Source organism: Thermomonospora cellulosilytica, from assembly GCF_014138835.1.
GTDB classification, from domain to species: Bacteria; Actinomycetota; Actinomycetes; order Streptosporangiales; family Streptosporangiaceae; genus Thermomonospora; species Thermomonospora amylolytica.
Window position 1 is genome coordinate 1,929,408 of sequence record NZ_JACJII010000001.1, and the last position, 21,658, is coordinate 1,951,065.

19 protein-coding genes and 1 pseudogene are annotated in these 21,658 nt (G+C 71.3%); 13 read left to right on the top strand and 7 right to left on the bottom strand.

Going from position 1 to position 21,658, the window contains the following annotated elements; translation table 11 throughout:
- The first annotated feature begins 21 nt into the window (after positions 1-21).
- The 3 genes from HNR21_RS09305 (at position 22) to HNR21_RS09315 (ending at position 2,504) form a co-directional block, all read left to right on the top strand.
- On the top strand, positions 22-747 hold the full coding sequence (locus HNR21_RS09305) for a nucleotidyl cyclase domain-containing protein (protein ID WP_182704883.1): 726 nt from the start codon (positions 22-24) through the stop codon (positions 745-747).
- Between the two features lie 309 nt (positions 748-1,056).
- Complete coding sequence (locus HNR21_RS09310) at positions 1,057-1,296, top strand: EF-hand domain-containing protein (RefSeq protein WP_182704884.1); 240 nt, start codon at positions 1,057-1,059, stop codon at positions 1,294-1,296.
- Between the two features lie 263 nt (positions 1,297-1,559).
- Complete coding sequence (locus HNR21_RS09315; protein ID WP_312880938.1) at positions 1,560-2,504, top strand: SMP-30/gluconolactonase/LRE family protein; 945 nt, start codon at positions 1,560-1,562, stop codon at positions 2,502-2,504.
- Here HNR21_RS09315 and HNR21_RS09320 read toward each other — a convergent pair.
- The 3 genes from HNR21_RS09320 to HNR21_RS09330 form a co-directional block, all read right to left on the bottom strand.
- A complete protein-coding gene (locus HNR21_RS09320) occupies positions 2,501-3,880 on the bottom strand; it encodes a glucose-6-phosphate dehydrogenase (protein WP_182704885.1) in 1,380 nt (459 codons plus the stop codon). The two genes, HNR21_RS09315 and HNR21_RS09320, sit on opposite strands and share 4 nt — an antisense overlap.
- Complete coding sequence (locus HNR21_RS09325) at positions 3,877-5,706, bottom strand: glycoside hydrolase family 15 protein (protein WP_182704886.1); 1,830 nt, start codon at positions 5,704-5,706, stop codon at positions 3,877-3,879. The genes HNR21_RS09320 and HNR21_RS09325 overlap by 4 nt, the downstream gene beginning before the upstream one ends.
- A gap of 62 nt (positions 5,707-5,768) precedes the next feature.
- Positions 5,769-6,818 (bottom strand): NAD(P)-dependent alcohol dehydrogenase, encoded by a 1,050-nt coding sequence (locus HNR21_RS09330; protein WP_182704887.1) that lies wholly within the window; start codon positions 6,816-6,818, stop codon positions 5,769-5,771.
- Positions 6,819-7,274: 456 nt separating this feature from the next.
- Here HNR21_RS09330 and HNR21_RS09335 point away from each other — a divergent pair, with 456 nt between their 5' ends.
- Positions 7,275-7,433 carry a hypothetical protein gene (locus HNR21_RS09335; RefSeq protein ID WP_157995717.1) on the top strand — a complete coding sequence of 53 codons (159 nt, stop codon included), beginning with the start codon at positions 7,275-7,277 and terminating at the stop codon, positions 7,431-7,433.
- 166 nt (positions 7,434-7,599) lie between these two features.
- Here the strand turns inward: HNR21_RS09335 and HNR21_RS09340 are convergent, their stop codons facing one another.
- Positions 7,600-7,893 carry a hypothetical protein gene (locus HNR21_RS09340; RefSeq protein ID WP_157995718.1) on the bottom strand — a complete coding sequence of 98 codons (294 nt, stop codon included), beginning with the start codon at positions 7,891-7,893 and terminating at the stop codon, positions 7,600-7,602.
- Positions 7,894-8,155: 262 nt separating this feature from the next.
- Here HNR21_RS09340 and HNR21_RS09345 point away from each other — a divergent pair, with 262 nt between their 5' ends.
- The 3 genes from HNR21_RS09345 to HNR21_RS09355 all read left to right on the top strand — a co-directional run bounded on the left by HNR21_RS09345 (position 8,156) and on the right by HNR21_RS09355 (position 10,691).
- Positions 8,156-8,434, top strand: coding sequence for a hypothetical protein (locus HNR21_RS09345; protein ID WP_182704888.1), 279 nt, complete (start codon positions 8,156-8,158; stop codon positions 8,432-8,434).
- A gap of 196 nt (positions 8,435-8,630) precedes the next feature.
- Positions 8,631-9,080, top strand: coding sequence for an STAS domain-containing protein (locus HNR21_RS09350; RefSeq protein ID WP_182704889.1), 450 nt, complete (start codon positions 8,631-8,633; stop codon positions 9,078-9,080).
- Positions 9,081-9,644: 564 nt separating this feature from the next.
- On the top strand, positions 9,645-10,691 hold the full coding sequence (locus tag HNR21_RS09355) for a TerC/Alx family metal homeostasis membrane protein (RefSeq protein ID WP_312880943.1): 1,047 nt from the start codon (positions 9,645-9,647) through the stop codon (positions 10,689-10,691).
- A gap of 117 nt (positions 10,692-10,808) precedes the next feature.
- On the opposite strand, the gene HNR21_RS09360 is transcribed toward HNR21_RS09355, so the two are convergent.
- A complete protein-coding gene (locus HNR21_RS09360) occupies positions 10,809-12,053 on the bottom strand; it encodes a PP2C family protein-serine/threonine phosphatase (RefSeq protein WP_182704890.1) in 1,245 nt (414 codons plus the stop codon).
- A gap of 185 nt (positions 12,054-12,238) precedes the next feature.
- On the bottom strand, positions 12,239-12,715 hold the full coding sequence (locus HNR21_RS09365; RefSeq protein ID WP_182704891.1) for a winged helix-turn-helix transcriptional regulator: 477 nt from the start codon (positions 12,713-12,715) through the stop codon (positions 12,239-12,241).
- Between the two features lie 58 nt (positions 12,716-12,773).
- On the opposite strand from HNR21_RS09365, the gene HNR21_RS09370 reads away from it, so the two are divergent.
- The 5 genes and pseudogenes from HNR21_RS09370 (at position 12,774) to HNR21_RS09390 (ending at position 17,618) form a co-directional block, all read left to right on the top strand.
- The gene (locus tag HNR21_RS09370; RefSeq protein WP_182704892.1) at positions 12,774-13,328 is read left to right on the top strand and encodes an SRPBCC family protein; all 555 of its coding nucleotides are present in this window, start codon (positions 12,774-12,776) and stop codon (positions 13,326-13,328) included.
- A 287-nt stretch (positions 13,329-13,615) separates the two neighbouring features.
- Positions 13,616-13,966, top strand: a complete 351-nt coding sequence (locus HNR21_RS09375; RefSeq protein ID WP_182704893.1) for a VOC family protein — start codon at positions 13,616-13,618, stop codon at positions 13,964-13,966.
- Positions 13,967-14,189: 223 nt separating this feature from the next.
- Positions 14,190-14,416: pseudogene (locus HNR21_RS09380) on the top strand (transposase); the annotation flags it as partial.
- A gap of 394 nt (positions 14,417-14,810) precedes the next feature.
- Positions 14,811-15,803, top strand: a complete 993-nt coding sequence (locus HNR21_RS09385; RefSeq protein ID WP_312880946.1) for an alcohol dehydrogenase — start codon at positions 14,811-14,813, stop codon at positions 15,801-15,803.
- A 549-nt stretch (positions 15,804-16,352) separates the two neighbouring features.
- Positions 16,353-17,618, top strand: a complete 1,266-nt coding sequence (locus HNR21_RS09390; RefSeq protein ID WP_182704895.1) for a multidrug effflux MFS transporter — start codon at positions 16,353-16,355, stop codon at positions 17,616-17,618.
- A 79-nt stretch (positions 17,619-17,697) separates the two neighbouring features.
- Here the strand turns inward: HNR21_RS09390 and HNR21_RS09395 are convergent, their stop codons facing one another.
- Positions 17,698-20,460 (bottom strand): AAA family ATPase, encoded by a 2,763-nt coding sequence (locus tag HNR21_RS09395; protein WP_312880947.1) that lies wholly within the window; start codon positions 20,458-20,460, stop codon positions 17,698-17,700.
- Positions 20,461-20,629: 169 nt separating this feature from the next.
- Here HNR21_RS09395 and HNR21_RS09400 point away from each other — a divergent pair, with 169 nt between their 5' ends.
- Positions 20,630-21,652 carry an SDR family NAD(P)-dependent oxidoreductase gene (locus tag HNR21_RS09400; protein ID WP_182704897.1) on the top strand — a complete coding sequence of 341 codons (1,023 nt, stop codon included), beginning with the start codon at positions 20,630-20,632 and terminating at the stop codon, positions 21,650-21,652.
- Positions 21,653-21,658 lie beyond the last annotated feature (6 nt).

The window sequence follows — 21,658 nt, forward strand, 5'->3', positions numbered from 1 at the left end:
CCGGAGAAAGGCTGGGGACACGTGACCGAAGAAGAGAAGTTCGCACGGCACCTGCTGACCTCGGTGGACGCCACGGGGTACGGACGGCGTACCGATCGCGGCCAGGCCAGGCTCCAGCGCGGGATGCTGACGGTGCTCGGCGAGGCGGCGGAGGGCGCCGGGCTGGACCGCTCGACCTGGGACCGCCAGGTCGCCGGGGACGGCGAACTGGCCGTACTGCCCGATGACCAGCCCGAACCCCGCGTCGTGGACGACTACGTGCGGCACCTGGAGGCGGCGCTGCGCCGGTACAACCGCGGTGTCCACGGTGACCAGCGGCTGCGGCTTCGGCTCGCGATCCACTACGGGCCTGCGCTGCGCGGTGCCGAAAGCTACGACGGCAGAGGGGTCGTCGAGGTCAGCAGGCTGTGCGACAGCGCGCCGCTACGGGCCGCCCTGAAGGAGACGGGCGCCGACCTGGCGGTCATCGTTTCCGACCGGGTGTTCCACGACGTGGTGGACGGCGAGCACACCTCCCTGAGCGCGTCCGATTTCCGGAAGGTGCAGGTGAAGGTGAAGGAGTTCGCGACGGAGGCCTTCCTGTTCGTGCCCGGCTACGACGTGCACGCCCTTGACCTGGTCTCGGGCGGTCCGCCGGAACCGCATCCGGCACGGAGCGCCCCTATGGTCCAGAACAACTTCTACGACCACGTTGACGCGTCGGGTGCCACCTTTGGCGTGGCTACGAGCCGCACCCGAACAGGGTGAGCCGCCCCGCCTTCGGTCGCGTCCTTCATGCGGTCGTGCATGCGCCCAAGATGTGGCGGGTCTGGCCACGCGACGGTGCGACTGCGGCCGGAGCGTTCGCCGGCGGGTTGGGTGATGGCCAAGACCGGGCCGCTCCATCCGGCGACGATCGAACCCGCGGGCCGTCATCTGGTGACTCGGGTTCACGATGACCATGACCATGCCGGTCGGCGGGCTCACCGGTCCGTCGGACTCCGCGCCGTCTGGGGCCACCGTCTCTTCCGCGAGTGGCTACGATCGGGGACCACGGCTGCTTCGCGGAAGGAAATCATGTCCGATCAGTACGAGGCGGTGTTCGCCCGATACGACACCGATGGGGATGGGCAGCTCACCGTGGACGAGGTGACCGCGGCGATCGCGGGGATGTTCCCGGCGGCCGAGGTTGATGATCTGTCGGGCATCGTCAAGGCGCTGTTCACCGAGTACGACACCGACCACGACGGGCTGCTGTCGGTGACCGAGTTCGTGCCCCTGGCGGAGAACCTCCCCGAACTCGGCTCCGAAGACTGAACACCCGACCCGCACGAACGGGTCACCCCTCCGCCCCTTCGCGGAATACCGTCCGGCTGGAGCCGCGTCGTGCCACCCGCCGAGAGGCGCCCCGCACACCGGCCCAAGCCCCACCGTCAGGCCCCGGCAGCACCCCACCCGCCGCCGGGGCCTGACGCATCGACCGGCCGCTGCGGCGTTCGGCCGCGTCCGCAACGCCTTCCGAGGCCCACCGGCCTGCCGTTCCCCCCGGCCATGGGCGGTTCCGCTTTCCGGATGGGCGGGTGGTGTTCCGCCGGTCGGGTAAGGAGCGTGGCGACATGACCGCAGAGGGTGGGATCTCTCTGACGTGCCGGGTGCTTGGGGAGGGGAAGGTTTTGCCGCGTGCCGAACGGATCACCGATGCGGTGACCTTTCACGGGGAGGGGCCGGTTTGGTCGTCACGCTGGGGAGGGCTGCGCTGGGTCGACATGCTGGCCGGTGATGTCATGTCGCTGGGGGCCGATGGAACGGTCGGCCGCAGGCATGTCGGCGGGGTCGCGGCCGCGCTGCGTCCTCGGCGCGGAGGAGGCGCGGTCATCGGCGTCGAGCGGGGTTTCGCGCTGGAGGAGGCGGACGGAACGCTGACGCACCTGCCGGAACTGTGGGCCGATCAGGGTGTTCGCATGAACGACGGCGGCTGCGATCCGGACGGCCGCTTCTACTGCGGGTCCATGGCCTATGACAAGACGACGGGTGCGGGTGCGCTCTACCGGCTCGACCCCGATGGTTCCACGGCGGTGGTGCTGGACGGTGTGACCGTTTCGAACGGGCTGGAGTGGAGCCCGGACGGCGCTCTGGCGTACTACGTCGACACGGCCGCACAGCAGGTTGCCGTATTCGACTACGACGGGGCCTCGGGATTGACCGGGCGGCGGACGTTCGTGTCGATCCCGGAGGAGGACGGTGCTCCGGACGGCCTGACCGTGGACGCGCAGGGCGGGGTGTGGGTCGCGCTGAACCAGGGCGGGGAGGTACGCCGCTACACGCCGGCCGGTGCGCTGGACGAGGTGGTCGAGGTGCCGGTGCGGGGGGTCACCGCCTGCACCTTCGGCGGCCCCGCCCTGGACGAGCTTTTCATCACCACGTCCCGCGAAGGTCTCGCCCCGGGCGACGATCCGCCGGCCGGATCACTGTTCCGGGCGGCGGTGGGCGTGCAGGGCAGGCCGGTGCGCGAGTTCGCCGGCTAGCGCGGGTCCTTTCCGCTCTCGGGGGCCGGCCCGTGGGAGCCGGCCGGGTATTCCTGAAGCGGCACGCGATCGCCGGACCAGGCGGACATGACGGGGGCGAGGACGCGCCAGGCCTCCTCGGCCTCGTCGCCCCGGATGGACAGGGCGGCGTTGCCGTGCAGCACGTCCAGCAGCAGCCGTCCGTAGGCGGGCAGGTCGGGGGCCTCCATCTGCGCGGTCAGGGTGAGGGGGGTGAGGGTTCGCGCGCCGGAGCCGATGCCGGTGAGCCCCAGGGTCATGTTCTCCGGGTCGAGTCCGAAGCGGAGCACGTTGGGCAGGGCCTCCCCGGTGTGGCCGAAGGGCAGGTGGGGGACGGGCCGGAAGTGGACCGCGACCTCCTTGCGGTCGTCCTTGAGCGCTTTGCCGCTGCGGAGCCGGAAGGTCGTGCCGGACCAGCGCCAGTTCTCCAGGTGCAGTTCCACCTCGGCGAAGGTCTCGGTGCGGCGCCGCGGGTCCACGCCGTCCTCGTCGGCGTAGGCGGGAATCTCGCGTTCGCCGAGGCGACCGGCCAGGTAGCGCGCCCGGCGGGTATGGCGCAGCACGTCCTCCTCGGTGAGCGGGCGCACCGAGCGCAGCACATCGATCTTCCGGTCGCGCAGGTCGCGCTCGCCGAGGCTGAGCGGCGGTTCCATGGCCACCAGGCACAGCACCTGGAGCAGGTGGTTCTGCACCATGTCCTTGAGCGCCCCGACACCGTCGTAGTAGCCCGCCCGGCCCTCCAGCGCGAGCGACTCGTCCCAGACGATCTCTATCTCCGCTATGTGCGCGCTGTTCCAGAGGGGTTCCAGGACGCGGTTGGCCAGGCGGCTGCCGAGCAGGTTCTGGACGGTGGTCATGGCCAGGAAGTGGTCGACGCGGAACACCGCCTGCTCGGGGACGACCTCCGACAGCAGCCGGTTCAGCTCCTGCGCGCTGTCCAGATCTTCGCCGAACGGCTTCTCCAGGACGATCCGGCTGCCCGGCGGCAGGTCCGCGCCGCGCAGGGCGGTGACGGTGCCGGGGAAGACCACCGGGGGAAGGGCGAGGTAGAGGGCGACCGGCCCGTCACCGGCGATGAGGGAGGCGAGGTCGGCGGTGTCGGTGGCGTCGGCCTGGCGGTAGCGGACGGTGTCGGCGATCCACGTCCTGGCGTCGGCGGGACAGGAATGGCCATGCCGGTCGAGTTGCCCGGCCGTCCAGCTCCGGAACTCCTCGTCGCTCCAGCCCGTTCTGTCGGCGCAGGTGAGCTGGAACCCGTCGGCGAGGTGCCCGGCGGCCCGCAGGGCGGCCAGCCCCGGCAGCAGGTAGCGGGCGTTGAGGTCGCCTGTGGCGCCGAAGACGACGAGCCGGTTGATCATGCCGTGTCACCTGCTTTCGCTCGGGCGAGAGTGACGCCGCCGGCGATGACGCCGATGTGGCTGAACGCCTGGGGGAAGTTGCCCATGAACGTGCCCGTCGACGGGTCGATCTGCTCCGGCAGCAGCCCGAGCGGGCTGGCCCGGCCGCACAGCGAGGCGTACAGTTCCTCGGCCTGTTCGATCTCGCCCTGCAGGGCGAGGTTGTCGGCCAGCCAGAAGCTGCACAGCAGGAAGGCGCCTTCGTCGCCGGGCAGGCCGTCGGGCGACTGGTCGTGCAGATAGCGGTAGAGCAGGCCGTCACCGGCGGACAGGCGTTCGGCGATGGCCGCGGTGGTGGCCGTCATCCGCGGGTGGTCGGCCGGGACGACCTTCCGCAGGGGGAGTGCGAGCAGGCTGGCGTCCAACCCGCCGCCGCCGCCGAGGTGCTCGCTCAGGCTCCGGGAGTCCTCGTCCCAGGACTGCTCCAGGATGTGCCGGCGCAACTTGTCGGCGGTGGCGCGCCACGTGGCGATCGGTCCGGGCAGGGCGAGCCGTTCGCCGATGGTGGCGGCCCGGTCCAGGGCCACCTGGCACATCCCGGCCGAGTAGGTGAACACCCTGCCCTCGCTGCGCACCTCCCAGATGCCCTGGTCCGGCTGGCGCCATGCGGTCGCGGCGGTCTCGGTCAGTTCCGCCAGGTCGGCCCAGAGCGCGGGCTGGAGGTCACCGCCGGCGAGCAGCCACTGGTCGGCGCAGTCCAGGACCTCACCGTAGATGTCGTGCTGGCGCTGGTCGGCCGCGCCGTTGCCCCATCGCACGGGCCCCGAGCACCGGTAGCCCTCCAGGCCGGAGTCCTGGATCTCGTCGGGAACGGGGTCGCCGCGGAGGGTGTACATGATCCGCGGCTGCCGGCTGTTCTCGAACGCGTCGAGGACCCAGCCGAGGAAGGCGTCCGCCTCGCCGTGGAAGCCGACGCGGCGGAACGCGAACACGGTGAAGGCGGCGTCCCGGATCCAGGCGTAGCGGTAGTCCCAGTTGCGGACCCCGCCGATCGGCGCGGGCAACGAGGACGTCGGGGCGGCCACCATGGAGCCGTTGATCCAGTCGTCGCACAGCTTCAACGTGATCGCGGCGCGCCGGACCAGCGGCTCCTGCGGGCCGTCGTAGCTGAAGTTCCCCATCCAGCGGCGCCATGCCTCGGCGGTCTCCCGCAGCACCGTCGCAGGGTCGAAGCGGTGGTGGCGGTGAACGCGTCCCCAGGACAGCGTCAGATCGAGACGATCGCCCTGTTCCAGGTCGTGCACGGTGTGCAGGCCGGTCAGCGAACGGTTGGAGCGCAGATGCAGCCGCAGGTCCGGGCGCCAGGCGGCCTGCACCTCCAGGCCGCTGGCCAGCACGCGCGTCCGTGCGCCGCCTCGGGGCGCCAGCTCCGCCCGCAGCCGGACGGTTCCGTCCAGGACGACGGCGGACCGGACGAGCTCGGCCCGGCTCGCGCCCGCGTCGTCGGACAGGTCGGCGCCCGCGCGCAGGGCCAGCGCGTCGGTGATCCGGACCAGGCCGGTCGGGCCGCGCAGCTCGGTCACCAGCACCGCGGTGTCGGGCTCGTAGTACTGGCGGGCTTCTCGCAGGTCCTCGACCGTCAGGGTGAAATGCCCGCCGTTGGCGTGATCCAGCAGGCCGCACAGCAGCGGCTCACTGTCGAAGCGGGGCAGGCACAACCACGGGATCGAACCGTCCAGGCCGACCAGAGCCGCGGTGGCGCCGTCCCCGATCAGGCCCAGGTCCTCCAGGCGCGGGTAGCCCTCCCACCGGCGAACCGGCCGGAATGATGGATCGGGATCGAGCATGCCGAACTCCTCCTCCATACGGACCGCACCGCCATCACGGGGAAACGGCGTCGGCCGTGATGCTAGAAGGTGATCAGTACCTTCACGACATCCTCGAGTTTCTTGTCCGCCACCTCGAACGCCCGCTCCATGTCATCGAAGGAGAACGTGTGCGTCGTCATCTGCGTGGGATCGAGGCGCTTGGCCTCCAGTATTCGCAGCAGCCGTTCCATGCGCAGCCGCCCTCCCGGGCACAGGCCGGTGGCGATCGTCTTGTCGGCCATCCCGACGCCCCACTCGACGCGGGGAATGTTCACGAACTCGCCTTCGCCGTAATAACCGGTGTTGGATATCGTCCCGCCGGGCTTGGTGATTTTGACGGCCGTCTGGAAGGTCACGTTCGCGCCGAGCGCCTCGATGGCGGTGTCCACGCCCTGCCCCTGGGTCAGTTCCAGGACCCGCTCGACGACGTCCTCCTTGGTGAAGTCCACGATCTCGTCCGCCCCGTAGGCGCGGGCGAGTTCCTGCCGGCTGGGAACCGACTCGACCCCGATGACCAGGCCGGCGCCGCGCAGCTTGGCCCCCGCCGTGGCCATGAGCCCCACCGGTCCCTGGGCCAGGACGGCCACCGTCCCGCCTATCGGGATGTCTCCGTTCTCCGCGCCCATGAACCCGGTCGAGAGCATGTCGGCGCAGTACACCGCCATCTCGTCGGAAACCGTGTCGGGTATCTTCGCCAGGTTGGCGTCGGCCTCGTTCACATGGAAGTACTCGGCGAACACCCCGTCCTTGGAGTTCGCGAACTTGAAGCCCCCCAAGGGACCTCCGGACTGTGCCGGGTACCCGTTCTGGGAGGCGAGGTCGCCCCAGTCGGGAGTGATGGCGCCGACCAGAACGCGATCGCCCCGCCGGAAATCCTTCACCTCGGACCCCACCTCGTGAACCGTGCCCACGGCCTCATGGCCGAGCGTGAGGTTCTCCCGCGGCCCGATGCCGCCCTTGACCGTATGGGAGTCCGAAGTGCAGATCAGCGCGGCGGTCGTCCGCACGACGGCATCCAGCGGACCCGGCTGCGGCATGGGCTTTTCCACCAGGCCGACCTGCCCGATCTCCTTCATCACGAACGCCTTCATCCCACCCCCTGATCTGGTGAACGCCGTCGGACGTCGTCTGGCCGCATGGAACCGGCCCGTGTCACCAAAAACCACGTCCCGGCCCGGCATGTCCACCCTCGTCGGTTCAATGCTCAATCGCCCTTTCCGCTCCGGGCCCGTCCATGCATGGGTTGTGCGAACTTTGCAGTGTTGAGAAATCGAGGAGGACTCCATGTGCGGGTGAGCTGTCGCCGAGCACGGCAGAAATCAGGGGGGACGACGGCCACGGCGATATGCATTCCGATCCAAAGGCTCCCCGAGCCTCCGGTGGCATCGCGTGTGCGTTCTCCATCTGCCCCGGCCGGACCGCCCATATGCCCTACCCGGACCCGACCGGCCTACGCCCTGCCAGACCCAAAGCGCGCTTAAAATCCGCATGAACCCCTGGCCGGAATGGGCCCGACGTCGCCGGGGTACGGCCCCACGAGGGGAAAGATGTCGTTCATCCTGGGTGTCGTGATCAGCGCGCTGGCCTACTACTTGGAGGCCATCCACATAGTCATGCTCTCGCTCGGGCTGATAGCGCTGGTGGCCTTGCTCGTGGTGTGGCGGATCGTGATGGTCCGGCGGCGCGCCCGAAGAGGCCGCCGGTAAAGCTCCCGCGCGGACGCCTGGGACGGTTCGTCGGCGAACCTGCGCGCAGGCGGACGACGTGTCGCATCGGCCCCACCCACTGCGGACACCGCGCCCGCCGTGCGGGATGACGAGGGCGAAACGCCCCGGTGCGCGGCACGACGGCGGACCGGCGTGCCGCGATCCGTCACAGCGGCTCGGTCACCCACCGCCACCTGTCGCCGTCGCGCACCGCCCGCACCAGCTGGGCGCCGCTGGAATCGGCCAGTTCGGCGACCGCCCGGACGAGCCGGCGGTGGAAATCGGCCGGCGGATGCACACCGGTCGACCCGTCGATCAGCGTCACGGTCTGCTTGGACTCGTCGCGCAGCTGGGCCGTCAGCCGGCCACCGTCCAGGCGCACGACGACGATCGCGTCCGCACGGACCATGTCCCGGCCGTCGGCCGTGGCGATCCACACCTCGGGCCCAACACCACCCATGGGGAACACCTCCCGAACCCTGGACCGGGCTCTGACACCCAGGATCGCACGCCGGGCGACCGGTCTCGCCCATCTCGAGGAGGACCGGTCCACGGCATCGGCCCCCGTGGACCGAAAAATGCCGAAATCCATTACCGGCGATTGATTCGATATTTCGGCGCATCATGGATTCGTGCGCTAGAATACGAATATCCGGCAACGACGACATCCTCGTCCTGAGGCTGATCCGCCATACCGGCTCACCCCGACGAGGGGGATGTCCATGCCGATCTTGAATCACGGCTACGGACCCGCCCACTGGGTGGCACGGCCCGCGGCCGTTCCGGTCTCGCAGGCGTCCTGGCGGAAGCAGGTCTGGCCCACCGCGATCGTGCCGACCGCGGTGATCGTGTTCGCCGTGTTCCGCATGCAGGCCACGCTGCCGCTGGCGGCGGTCATGGCGCTGGCGACCCTGGTGGCCGGGGGAGTCCTGGCCACTCTGGTGTCCGGAACCGCCTGGATCACCCGGCTCCGCCTCCTCATCGCGGAGCTGCGGCACTGACCGATCCCGATTCCGCCGTCCACCCCGGGCCGCCCGACCGGCGGCCCGGAGAGAGGGGTCACGGCCATGCGGACCACCGCCGAACGCGCGACCACCCAGAGCACCTGAGAATCCGAGGGTGGTCGCCTGTGAGGACGTCCGGTGGCGCCGTGACACGATCGACCGACCGCGCCCTTTTCACGAACGGAGCTTCATCATGACCACCTCGATCCTCGCCGGCGGGCCTTCCCGGGCGCCCACTCCGCAAGGCCGGGAGTACACCGTTGTCGCCTTGCACGGTGACCTGGACCTTGCCACCACCGCGGTGCTGCGCGAGCGCCTGCTGGCCGCGCTGCGTCACAGCACCCGGCTGTTGATCATCGATCTGGGCGGGGTGTCGTTCTGCGACGCCGCCGGACTGGGCATGCTGGTGGGCACGCAACGCCGCGCCACGGCGCTCGGTGTCGCCCTGCGCCTGGTCGCTCCCCGTCCCCAGGTCAGCGGGCTGCTGCGCATCACCGGACTGGACCGCGGCCTGACCGTTCATCCCACGCTCCATGACGCGCTCGCCGCATCTTCCCTCCGGCTCCCGGCCCGCGCCGGCGAGCGGCGTGCCACCGGGAACGCGCACCGCTTCGACCGGCCGTCGCCCGCGACACGTTCTTGACCCATCGCCCGACCGGACCGGACGGCCTCCGACCGGACCCGCATGACCACAGGCCGACCACACCCCGCACGGCCAAAACGACTCACATGCGGTGACCTCCCGAGGCGCTCCCCGACCGCGTCACTCCCCGGTGCGGTGACCACATTCCTTCGCCGGGCCGCCGCACCGCCACATCACGGCCGTCGCCATCACCTGTGGACGGGCGGCCTCGCCGCCTGGTACGCCCACTGCTTTCACCTGGTGAAAGTGCACGTCCTGGGCGGCTCGTACGACTGTCGGCCGCCGGGAGCGTTCTGCACCCCGTGCGGCCGGGCGGAGCCGGTCCCGCGCGGGTGGTGCGCGCCGTTGCCCGGCGGCGGTCCGGGTGGGCCGGCATGAGGCGTGGCCACCGGCCGCGGATTCGCCCTGTCCCGAGGCGGAACGGCCGGTCGGTCCCGGGAGCCGGCACGGCGCCCGGCTCGGTGCGGTCCGCGAGCCCTGCTGTGGCGCTGCGTTGGGCCGCCGGTCTGGGGAAATGCCGATGCAGGAACGACACGGACGATCGCGGGAGGGTGGTGGGGGAGGGTGAACGGCTTCGCCGTGGAGGCGTGGGCGGCGATGATCGGCCTGATCGTCGTGCTGTTCACGTTCGACCTGTTCGTGGCGGTGCGGCGGCCGCATGCCGTCGGGCTGGTCGAGGCCACGGTGTGGTCGGTGTTCTACATCGCCGTCGCGGTCGGGTTCGGGCTGGTCCTGTGGGCCACGGCGGGTGCGGCGGCGGGCACCGAGTACTTCGCGGGCTGGGTGGTGGAGAAGAGCCTGTCGGTGGACAACCTGTTCGTCTTCTCGATCATCTTCGCCCGCTTCGCCGTTCCGGCCGAGTACCGGCAGAAGATCCTGCTGTTCGGCATCGCGTTCGCGTTGTGCCTGCGCGCGGTGTTCATCGCGATCGGCGCGGCGGCGATCAGCCTGTTCTCGTTCACCTTCCTGCTGTTCGGCCTGGTGCTGCTGTGGACGGCGGTGCAGTTGATCCGTCACCGCAACGAGGACCCCGACGTGGAGGACACCTGGCTGGTCCGCCGGGCACGTCAGATCATGCCGGTCGGGACCGGGTACCACGGCGGCCGGATGCTGGCGGTCGAGGACGGGCGGCGGGTGGTGACCCCGGTGCTGCTGGTGTTCCTGGCCATCGGCAGCACCGACCTGCTGTTCGCCCTGGACTCCATCCCCGCGGTGTTCGGGGTGACCGCCGAACCGTTCATCGTGCTCGCCGCCAACGCCTTCGCCCTGCTCGGCCTGCGCGCGCTGTTCTTCCTCATCGAGGGCCTGCTGGAACGCCTGGTCTACCTCGCGATCGGGCTGTCGCTGATCCTGGCGCTCATCGGCGTCAAGCTCGTCCTGCTGTTCCTGCACCGGGACGTCACGGCGGCCGTGCCGGAGATCCCGACCCCGCTCTCATTGGGTCTCATTCTGCTCATCCTGATCGCCACCACGATCGCCAGCGTGCTGCGCGTCCGCGCCCATCCCGAGGAACGCGCGCACCCCGGCGCCGTACGCGTCCGGCGCACCCCGCCCGATGACCGCACCCCGCCGCCTGCGGGCGGCCATCCGGGTGGAACGCCTCCTCCCTGATCCCCGCGCCCATGAGCCTGCTCTTCGGCCTGCACTTGTCGTCGGCGGTCGCGGCGAGGTCGTGTGCAGTGGTTCTCCCGGCGCCGCGGTGGGGCGGGCCGGCGGGAGGCGGGAGCGTCAGGTTCGCGGCGTGGCGAGGTGGTCGGCGCGGCCTCCGTGCCACTCGACCAGGAGGAGCGTCGCGTCATCGGTGGTGACCCCGCCGCGTTCCCGCATGAGGGTGTGGGAGAACGTCCGCACCGCCTCCCGCACGTTCCCGCCACCGGGCCCGACCCTCTCGATGACCTCGATGAGGCGTTCCTCGCCGAACTGCTCTCCCTCGGCGCGGTGCTCCTCGACGAGCCCGTCGGTGAAGAACAGCAGCCGGTCGCCGGGCCGCAGGTCCAGTTCGCTGATCTTGGGCTGGGAGCCGCCGAAGCCGACCGGCAGGGTGCCGGGGTTCTCCGGCCTGCCGATCACCCGCCGGTCGCGGATCAGGAGCGGCGCGGGATGACCGGCGTTGACCCATTCCAGGCGGCCCGTGGCGATGTCCAGTCGCGACATCTGCGCCGTGACGAACTGTTCGGGCCCGAACTGTTCGTTGATCGCCGTGTCCATGTACACGTACAGCTCGGCCAGCCCGACGTCGGTCCGCCTGGCGTGCCGGTAGGCGCCGATGGCGACGGTGGCCAGCACGGCGGCGTTCAGGCCGTGGCCCATCGCGTCGATGACGGCCAGATGCAGGATGTCGTCGTTGAGGACGTAGTCGAAGCTGTCGCCGGCGATGTCGTAGGCGGGCTCGAGGATCCCGGCGACCGACACCCGGGGGGTGGTCATGGCCAGCGGGGGCAGCAGCGACCACTGGATCTCGGCGGCCACGCTCATCGCCTCGCGGCGCCGCACCCGGGAGAAATGGTCGGTGTAGCCGTTCTTGGTGGTCAGCAGGTCGCCGACCAGACCGGCCAGCCGCCACAGCAGCCGCCGGTCGTCGTCGTCGGCGGAGTCGAGGGTGACGGCCAGCACCCCGACCTGGTCGCCGCCGTCCAGCAGCGGCAGGAACACCCGGACGCCCTCGGCCAGCGGCTGTTCGACGACGACCTCCTGGAGGAAGGCCCGCCCGGCCGCAGAGCCGTCGATCCGCTCGGGCTCCCCGACCGTCAGCTTCCGGCCCGGCAACGGCGTGAGCGTCAACTGGTCGTAGTCCTGCAGGAGGATGGAGACGTCCCGGCCTCCGATCCTGCCGACCTCCTCGGCGACCATCGGGCCGACCAGCTGCGGCGGTATCTCGTGCGCCCGGTCCAGCAGCCCGCCCAGCAACCGCTCACCGAACCCCTCCGACCGGTCCAGCGAGGCATCGAACGACCGCTGTTCACCTTCCCCCATGGTCGGGTGATTCCCCGTCCCGGCCTTTCACACGATCCACCCGGCCACGACCGCATGCGGACCGTCCCGAACGACCGGTCCGTCCCCGGGGAACACGGCCGGCCAGCCGGGGACGCGGTGGGGCCGATCGGGGCCCGTTCGTGGCCTGGTCCGGAGCCTTGAGCGCGAGCCGATCGCGCTGACGGTCATGCCTTCTTTGCCATGCGTTCAGGGGGCATGCCGGGTCCGATGGTGGCCTGGATCTCGGTCGGGTCGTCCACGCGACCGCAGTGGGCGCACACCGTCTGCTGTGTGATTCCGGCGCCGCACACCGAGTGGGTGTAGAGGATCGGCGGCTCCCCGTCGGTCGCCCACCGGTCGCCCCACTCGGTGAGCGCCACCAGCGCGGGCGCGAGCGCACGCCCCTTGTCGGTCAGCAGGTACTCGTACAGTTCGGGCTGCTCGGAGTACTTGCGGCGCCGCATGATCCCGGCCTCGACGAAGCCGTCGAGCCGGGCCTTGAGGACATTGGTCGCGATGCCCAGGTTGCGCTGGAAGTCGCCGTAGCGGGTGGTCCCCCCGAACAGGGCGTCGCGAACGATCAGCAGACTCCAGCGTTCACCGATCACCTCCAGGGCCCGGGCGATCGAGCACACCTGCGAGTCGTAGGTCCTCCCCAGCATGCACCCCAGTCTACCGGGGTGCTTGCTTCATGAAAGCGTCCAGGCTAGTGTCACTTTCATGATGCAAGCAACCAGGGAACAGAACTTCACCACCACCATCGCGGTGGACCGGACTCCCCAGGAGGCGTTCGAGGCCATCACCGACGTCCGCGGCTGGTGGTCGCAGGAGGTCGAGGGCGTCACCGACCGGGTCGGCGGCGAGTTCGACTACCACTACAAGGACGCCCACCGCTGCACGATCCGCGTGACGGAGCTCGTGCCCGGCCGGAAGGTCGCGTGGCGCGTCCTGGACAACTACTTCAACTTCATCGCGGACCAGGCCGAATGGAAGGACACCGAGATCGTCTTCGAGATCTCCGGAAGGGACGGCGGCGCCGAGGTCCGCTTCACCCACGTGGGCCTGGTTCCGCAGTACGAGTGCTACGACGTGTGCTCCAACGCGTGGGGCGGCTACATCAACGGCAGCCTGCGGAATCTGATCAACACCGGGAAGGGACAGCCCAACCCGAAGGAGGGCGGGGACCTCCCGGCCCACCAGCGCGCCGCCTCCGTGCTGCGAGCCGGGCGCTCATCCCAGGCCACCGACCCAGCCGACACCGGCATGTCCCGCTAGTCCGACGCCCCGAAGGCATCGCAGGAATCGGCTGCGCGAGCCGTCTTCGACGGCGTACAGAACCAGGAGGAGGGCATCTTCCCCGGCTCCACGGCGCAGACCGTGGCCCCGATTGGCAGAGCGGTCCGGCCAAGGCACTGGAGTGCGAGTACGCCGCCATCGCCGCAGCCGGGAGCACCGGGTCCCACACGTGAAGCGTCGATACGGGGCAGCCGCACTCGGGCCTGGCGCGAGGTGAGGACTCGATCAGCGCCCCGCCGCATCCCACAACGACAAGGAGAACTGCAATGATCACGCCGAAACCCGGCAGCATTCTTCTCGGCACCACCCGGCCCGCGGAGCTGCGGGACTGGTACCGCAGGGTGCTCGCCCCGGGACATCAGGGCGACGGCCCGATCGATCTCGGCGGCTTCAAGCTGGTCATCGATCAGCGCGACGACGTCGGGGCGAAGAACGACGAGCCGGGCCGAATGATCCTCAACTTCCACGTCGACGACTTCGACGCCGTCGAGGCGCAGCTGCGCGCGGCCGGTGTGAACTGGCTCGTCCCCGTCGCGGATCGTCCCTCCGGCCGGTTCGGGACGTTCGCGGACCCTGATGGGAACTACCTCCAGATCATCCAGTTCAAGGACGCATGACTCCAGGCGTCGCCACGCGGTATCGCGGCCTGCCGTTTTGATCGCGTTGCGGGGGCTGCGGTGGGGTGAGGCGGCCGGGCCGCGTTGGTGCGATGTGGACCTGGACCAGGGCACGGCGGTCATCTCCAGCAGCTACAGCGTCGGGACGGCGGGGTGAAGCTGAAGGTGGTCCAGGACATGCTCGGGCACTGCGGCATCGTGCTGACCGCCGACACCCGGGGGGGTGTGCTCCACCAACGCCATCGAGGGCGTGAACGCCCGCATCCGCCGGGCGGTCAATGCCCGTGGGCGCTTCCCCACCGAGCAGGCGACGCTCAAGTGCGTCTGCCTGGCGGTCATGGCCCTGGACCCCACCGGGAAGCCCGCAAACGCTGGATCGCCCGCTGGAAGGCCGCCCTGAACGCCCTCGACATCACCTTCGACGGATGTCTGTCCGCAGCCCGCAACTGACCCGAGCAAGATCCAGTCACACCGGAAACCGGGCAGTCCCTCGGGGATCGGACCCTAGGTAATTCCTGCCGACGCGAAGGCCGGGTGACGTGCGGGACGGTGAGTGCGTGCCCGCCCGACCGGTTCCTGCGGCGTGATCCACTGCGACTGCGGATGAGTCGACATCACACCCGCGCCGGACGACGTGCGGAACCCCTCGGGTGGGCGCGGCCGAAGTGAATCGAACCTTCGGGACAGCGAGAAACCACGATGTCCGCCATGCGCTCGGCCGGAAGGGACAGAAGGCGGCAGGGCGCCATGCGGGACTCGTCGCTGCCCGGTAGGGGCGAATGCACTGCACCGTTCATCGCGCTGCACAAAAGGAGCACTCATGTCTGCGGTCCGTTCTGCTCAGGTGGCTGAGGTGGGTGGCAAGTTCGAGGTCGTCACGCGGGAGGTGGCCGACCCCGGACGTGGCCAGGTACGGGTGACGGTGGAGGCGGTCGGGGTGTGTCACACCGACTACTACTTCATCAATGGGGGGTATCCGGTGGAGTGGCCGGCGGTGTTCGGTCATGAGATCGCCGGCCGTGTCGCTGCTCTGGGTGAGGGTGTTGAGGGGTGGAGTGTCGGGGACCGTGTGGCGGTGGGGTGGTTCGGCGGGCACTGCGGCATCTGCGATGCCTGCCGGGAGGGTGACTTCATCCACTGCGCGAAGGTCGCGGTGCCGGGCTGGCAGTATCCCGGCGGCTACGCGGACGCGACCGTCGTGCCGGCCAACGCGCTGGCCCGTGTCCCCGAGAGCCTGAGTGCGGTCGACGCCGCCCCGCTGGGGTGCGCGGGTGTGGCGACCTTCAACTCGCTGCGCCGCAGCGCCGCCCGTCCCGGTGATCTGGTCGCCGTGCTCGGCATCGGTGGCCTGGGCCACCTCGGTGTCCAGTTCGCCAACAAGATGGGCTTCGAGACCGTGGCCATCGCCCGCGGGGAGGAGAAGGCCGAGCTGGCCACCCGGCTGGGCGCGCACCACTACATCGATTCCACCGCCGGGGACGTGGCCGCCCGGCTGCAGGCCCTGGGCGGCGCGAAGGCGGTGCTGGCCACCGCGATGAACTCCGCGGCGATGACCGCCACCATCGACGGACTGCGCTACAACGGCGAACTCCTCGTCGTCGGCGCCGCTCCGGAACCCATCGAGGTCAGCCCGTTCCAGATCCTCGCCACCAGCAAGACGGTGCACGGACACCCTTCCGGCACCGCCAAGGACGTCGAGGACACCCTGCGCTTCGCCGCCCTGACCGGCGTCCGCCCGATGACCGAGACCTACCCCCTCGACCAGATCACCGCCGGCTACGAACGCATGCTCTCCGGCGACGCCCGCTTCCGCGTCGTCCTGACCACCGGCAGGTAACCCACCCACGCCCGGGGCCGACACGCACACCATGGCTGAGGGCGGTCTGGTCCCCGGGTGCTGACTGCCACGGGCGGGTCCGGAACATGATCGTCCCGCGGTCGGCCCGGTCGAGCGCGCTTCGAGCGTACGTGGGAACGAAGTGGGGCGAACCGGGCGGGGGAATGCCGGAGCATTCTTGCGTTTTCCCAGGTCGGACAGGGTCGGGACTCGAACCCACGACCTACGGATCAGCCGACGGAGACCAGGCGGCGGCCTTGCGTCTCTTAGGCGACCTCTCCCGGGAGGGTGGTGTCGTGTCCGCCGCCCTCCCCCGTCATCCGAGCGAGCCGACGCCGATGAGATCGGCGATCTCCTTGGCGGGCGCGTCCACGCCGGAGACTCCGGAGACCTTCGTGGCCGCTTCGAGAAGGGTGTCGGCACGCGGCGCGGCTCCGTGTGGGACAGAGGCTCCTTCGGGCCACGAGGGACCGCACAACCGGAAAGCGCGTTCGGAAGAGCTCCGGAGGAGCGCTCCGGTTTTTCGCAGAGAGCGAAGGAAAGAGGAAGATGACGATCACACCGCCCCGGGACCGGAGCGTCCAGCCCGGCATCGTGCGCATCATCCTGGTGCTCGGGGCGCTGGTCGCCCTCGGGCCCCTCACCGTCGACATGTACCTGCCCGCCCTGCCGACGATCGCCGGGGACCTGGAGACCACCGACCCCCTGGTCCAGCTCACCCTGACCGGCACGTTGCTGGGCCTCGGCCTGGGGCAGCTCGTCGTCGGGCCGCTGTCCGACGCCGTGGGCCGTCGCCGCCCACTGCTCGCCGGCATCGGGCTGCACGTGGCCACCTCGCTGGCCTCGGCCCTCGCCTGGGACATCACCGTGTTCGGCACGCTGCGAGTCCTGCAGGGGGTCGGAGCGGCGGCCGCCACCGTCGTGGCGATGGCCGTGGTCCGCGACCTGTTCGAGGGCCGCGCGGCCGCGACGGCGCTCTCCCGGTTGATGCTGGTCATGGGCGCCGCCCCGGTGTTGGCCCCCTCACTGGGCGGCCTCGTGCTGCTGGCCGGATCGTGGCGCTGGGTGTTCGGCGCCCTGGCGGTCCTCGGCGTCGCGCTCATGGTCATGGCGGCGGTCTCCTTGCCCGAGACCCTCCCGGCTGGACGGCGCCGCGCCGGTGTCGGGCGGACTCTCGGCGCGTACAGGACGATCCTCGGCGACAGGCGGTTCGTCCTGCTGGCCCTTGTCACCGGCCTGTCCTTCGGCGCGATGTTCTCCTACGTGTCCGGCTCCAGCTTCGTTCTGCAGGAGCAGTTCGGCCTGGACCAGCAGCAGTTCGGGATCGTGTTCGGTGTCTGCGCGGCGGCCCTCATCGGGGGCGCCCAGCTCAACCCGGCCTTGCTGAACCGGTACGCCCCGCAGCGGATCGCGGGCGTCGCGCTGGCGGCCGTCGTCGTGGCCGGCCTGGCGGGCATCGCCCTGCAGACCACCGGCATCGGGGGGATCGCCGGGTTCGTCGTCCCGGTGCTGGTGATGCTCGGCGGCGGCTCCCTGGTCGTGCCGAACACCACCGCACTGGCCATGTCCCGGCATGGCGAGGCGGCGGGCACCGCCGCGGCCGTGGTGGGGGCCGTCCAGTTCGGCCTCGGGGCGCTCGTCGCTCCCGTCGTCGGCCTGCTCGGCAACGACGGCGCCGCGACCGTCATGTCCATGACCGGGGCGGCGGTGTTGGCGTGCCTGGCCCTCGCGGCCGCGCGCGAGCGCCGCCGCGACGCCTCTGCGACCGCCCCCATCACCGTGCCCTCCACCGTCGTTGAGCACGCCGACGCGTGAGGTGCATCCGCCCAGCGCACTCGTACGCCAGGACCCGTGGACGGGGGACCGTCAACCAGGTTCGGCCTCGAGAAGAGAGCTACTGGCGCACCGTCGTGACGGGCGCCTCCGCCAGGCGCATGTCCCTGAGCTGGCGGCGCGAGGTGATGCCCAGTTTGCGGAAGATGTTGCGCAGGTGAGCGTCGATGGTGCGCGAGCTGAGGAAGAGCTGTGCGGCGACCTCCTTGGAGGTCGCGCCCGAGGCCACCAGCCTGGCGATGCGCAGCTCCTGGGCGGTGAGCGCGTCGAAGGGCTGGGCGGACCGCTTGCGGGGGTGCTCGCCCGTGGCACGCAGCTCACCGGCGGCGCGGGACGCGAAGCCGTCCGCGCCGATGCCGGAGAGCAGCGTGTGGGCGGTGCGGAGCTGTTCGCGCGCGTCCTGGCGGCGGCCCTCGCGGCGCAGCCACTCGCCGTAGACGAGATGGGCGCGGGCGAGGTGGGACACCGCCCGGCCGCGGGCGAGCAGCTCGATCGCCTCGCGGTACAGCTCCTCCGCCGCCGGGCCGGTGCTGATCAGCGCGCGTGATCGCGCCGTCAGCCCGAGCGCCCACGGGGCACCGGTGGCGCGTGCCTGAGCGTCCAGCTCCTCCAGTGCCGCGGCCGCAGGCCCGGGACGGTCGGCGCGGACCGCGGCTTCCACCACCTCCGGCAAAGCCGTGGCGGCGTGCACCAGCTCGCCGGACTCCCGGACGCGTTCGGCGGCGGCGAGGGCGGCGTCGTACCGGCCCAGCCCGTTGTTCAGCACGGCCAGCGCGTAGTCGGCGATCGTGAGCGCGGTGCCCTCGCCGCGCCGGGTGGCGTCCTCCACGCTCATGCGGCGCAGCGTGGCGGCCTCGTCCCGGTGCCCGCGCCAGGCCGCGAGCAGGAGCCTGCCGTGGGGTATGGGCGCGGCTCCGGTCGCCCGTGCGATCATGTCGCTCTCGTCGACCAGGTCGGCCACGCGGGCGAGTTCGCCGGTCTGCGTCAGTACCGCCGCGGAGAAGTTGAGCGCGAACGGAAGCGTCGTCAGGGAGCCGGACTCCCGGGCGAGCCGCAGGAAGCGGTCGGCGAGGGTGCAGATCGCGGTGTCGTCCCACAGCGCCATCGCCGTGTGGCTGGCCAGCCACTCCCACTGCGGCTCGTCGTCTCCAGCGGGCGGCGCCGGGGCCATGAAGGACTCCACCGCTCGGCGCAGCTCGGGCACGCTCTCGGTGTAACCCTTGAGGAAGTACGTCACCAGGCCGTCGAGCAGCAGGTCCAGAGGTCTCGGCGGCGTGGGCGGCGCGGGTGCGGCCCTGGCGGCCTCGGCCACCTTGGTGACGTCGTGGCCGCGGGCCAGGGGACCGGCGAGCATCGCCGCCTTGAGTGCGTGCAGGTAGGTCTCTCGGGACAACGCGGCGTCCAGCGGGCCGAGCAGCTTGGCCGCGTCGAGCAGCATGCCTGGCACGTCGTTGCCGCGAGTCGTGTAGAACGCGATCTGTGCCCGCAGAAGCTCCGCCCGGGCGTGGTGGAGCGCGTCGAGCGGTCCGCGCGTGGCGGCGGCGAGCAGTCGCAGGGCGGCGTCGGACGCGCCCGCCTGGTGCTTGGCGCGGGCGGCCTCCAGCATGCGGCGAGCCCGGATGCCGGGCTCGGGGGTCAGCTCCGCCGACCGCTCCAGGAACGCGGCCGCCGCGGCGAGCCCGCCCCGTGCCCGTGCCCGGTCGGCGGACAACTGCAGCTCCGCCGCGATCGCGTCGTCGGTGCCGAGCACCGACCGCGACTGATGCCAGGTGCGGCGGTCGGGGTCGGTCCGCGCGTCGGTCACGGCGGCGATCGCGCCGTGCGCCAGGCGGCGGTCGGCCGGCGCGGCCGCCCGGTACACCGCCGAGCGCGCCAGCGGGTGCGTGAACCGCACCCGGGAGTCGATCTCCAGGAGCCCCGCCGCCTGCGCCGGCTCGGCGTCCTGCGGCCCGAGGCCGAGGTGGTCGGCGGCGCGCAGGAACAGCGCTGCGTCGCCGACCGGCTCCGCCGCCGCCACCACCAAGAGCAGCCGGGTCGCCGCGGGCAGGGTGGCGATACGACGCCGGAAGCTCTCCTGAATCCCGTCCGGGACGCTCAGGGCGTCCGGCAGGCCGAACCCGCCGGCGAGCTCCGTCGGCCCGGCGTGCCGGCCCAGCTCCAGCAGCGCCAGCGGGTTCCCCCGGGCCTCGGCGAGGATGGCGTCGCGCACGCCGTCGTCGAGTGGCTCGTGGACCGCCGCGGCCAGCAGGGCCCGGGCGTCGTCGTCGGCCAGACCTTCGAGGCGCAGCTCCGGCAGGCCGGCGAGCAGCCGTCCGGCGCCGTCGTCGGGTGCCGGGTCGCGCAGTCCGAACACGAGCGCCAGCGGCTCGGCGTGCAGCCGCCGCGCCACGAAGGCCAGCGTCTGCAGGGAGACCTCGTCGAGCCACTGCGCGTCGTCCACCAGGCACAGCAGCGGCCGCTCCCCCGTGGCCTCGGCCAGGAGGCTGAGCGTGGCCAGACCCACGAGGAACGGGTCGGGCCGGTCGCCGGTGCGGCGTCCCAGCGCCACTCCGAGCGCGATCTGCTGCGGCTCGGGCAGCGCGTCGAGGTGGTCCAGGAGCGGGGCGCACAGCTGGTGCAGCCCCGCGAACGCGAACCCGATCTCCGCCTCGACGCCCGCGGCGTGCAGCACCCGGAACCCGGACGCGGCATCGCGGGCGTGGGCCAGCAGCGTCGTCTTGCCCATGCCGGCCTCGCCGCGCACGACCAAGACGCCGCTGCGGGCGTTCCGCGCCTCCGCGACCAGTCGGTCGACTGCCTCGCGCTCGGTCCGCCGACCCCTCACCCCAGGCAGCGTAATGCGTCGTACCACGCCGTCGTACGTACAGACGCCCGTGCGACGCCGTACCCGCAGATAGGCGATCACCACCGACGCGAGCGTGGCCCGGGCCGGAGGAAGGTGGAGAACGCCGGACGACCTCGCCCGGCGCCCCACAGACCAAGGGATCGGTGCCATGGCAACGAACACGTCCCATAAGCAGCACCCCATCGGCACGGGCTTCACGCCCGCCTCGACGGCCGAGGAGGTGATCGCCGGGATCGACCTGACCGGCAAGAACGTCGTCGTCACCGGCGGGCATTCCGGGCTCGGCCGGGAGGCGACCCGGGTGCTTTCCCAGGCCGGCGCCTCGGTGACGGTGGCCGTGCGCGACCCCGAACGGGCCGCCACCGCCGTGGCCGGGATCGACGGCGTGGAGACCGGCCGGCTCGACCTGGCCGACCCGGCGTCGATCGACGCGTTCGCCGAGCGCTGGCTCGACTCCGCGCGGCCGCTGCACATTCTGATCAACAACGCCGGCATCATGGGCGGCCCGCTGGTGCGCGACGCGCGCGGCCACGAGTCGCACTTCGCGATCAACCACCTGGGCCACTTCCAGCTCACGAACGGACTGCTCCCGGCCCTGCGCGCCGCGGACGGCGCCCGGGTGGTCAACATGACCTCGGGCGGTCACCGGCTGTCCGGCATCCGCTGGGACGACCCGCATTTCACCACCGGGGAGTACGACTGGCACGTCGCCTACGGGCAGTCCAAGACCGCCAACGTCCTGTTCGCCGTCGAGCTGGACCGCCGGTGGGCCGACGACGGCATCCGCGGCTATGCCGTTCACCCGGGCATCATCCTGAGCACGAACCTCGGCCCGGCGCGGCCGGCGGGCGAAGTGAGCGCGGGTCCGCCGCTGGAGATCCTGCGCGACCAGGGCCTGGTCGACGCGGACGGCAACCCCGTCATCGCCCCCGAGGCCGGTCTCAAGACGCTCCAGCAGGGCGCCGGCACGATGGTCTTCGCCGCGACGAGCCCGCTGCTGGACGGCATCGGCGGCGTGTACCTCAAGGACAACGACATCTCACCTGTCGACCCCACCCCGCCGAACGCCCGCTTCGACGGCCCGCCGCCCACGGACGTCGCGCCGCACGCCATCGACCCCGAGGCGGCCGAGCGGCTCTGGACGCTGAGCGAGCGGCTGCTCGCCGCCTGACCCGTC